1 protein-coding gene is annotated in these 689 nt (G+C 52.1%); it reads left to right on the top strand.

The features are described from left to right. Window positions 1-326, top strand: a 326-nt coding sequence (locus AWU74_RS07085) for a hypothetical protein (protein WP_238580227.1), incomplete at its 5' end; no start/stop codon positions are given. Window positions 327-689: the final 363 nt, after the last annotated feature.

Below are 689 nucleotides of genomic sequence, written 5' to 3'. Positions count from 1 at the left end.
TTGCGGGAGTCGCGTTGGCTACACTCCCATCGCGTGTAAAGGCACGCAAGGCACACGAAGACCTTGCGTACAAGTACGGTGGTAGCCCTGCTGTATGGGCTGCCATACTTCGCGGAAAGAAAGCGGGCGGGGATTACTCTGATAGAGTACGCCGTTTCATAAAAGACGAGATAGGAGCAGAAGGCTACCGCACGCAAATTAAAGAGGTAAAGAAACGGCTGGCAAAAGAAGGCGCGAACCTGTCGAACGCCTACGACCAGAGCCTAGCCGAAATAAATCTTAAAAACGCAATCGGACGCTTATGCCTCCGCTGCTCCGTTTCCTAAAAGACGGCGGAATAATATAGCCGTATCCACGGCTTAACAGGTTTTTTACAGGCTTACAGTAAAGACGTCGCCGCAGAATGCGCAAGCAAAGTCTGCGGTAACGGGATAGAGCAGTCACGCTCTATCAGAGCGCCAAGTTAGCCACGCTACGAGTAAGCTACTCGTTATTAGCGTGTATAGTAGTGCCCCCTTATAGACCCACGACTACGCAGAAAAACTGCGCAGGCGAGGTATCTATTAGGAGGTGTTGCTATGGCTGGAAACCAAGCACCCCAAACACAAGCGGCGAAAGAGCCGCAATTCTACTCGCTGAAGGAAACTGCCGGGATACTCGGCTGTTCAAAGGCGAACGTCTCTCGGCTG

Source organism: Treponema endosymbiont of Eucomonympha sp. (assembly GCF_001028545.1).
The sequence above is the reverse complement of the archived record's forward strand: the minus strand, read 5'-3'. Positions and strand labels throughout refer to the sequence as shown.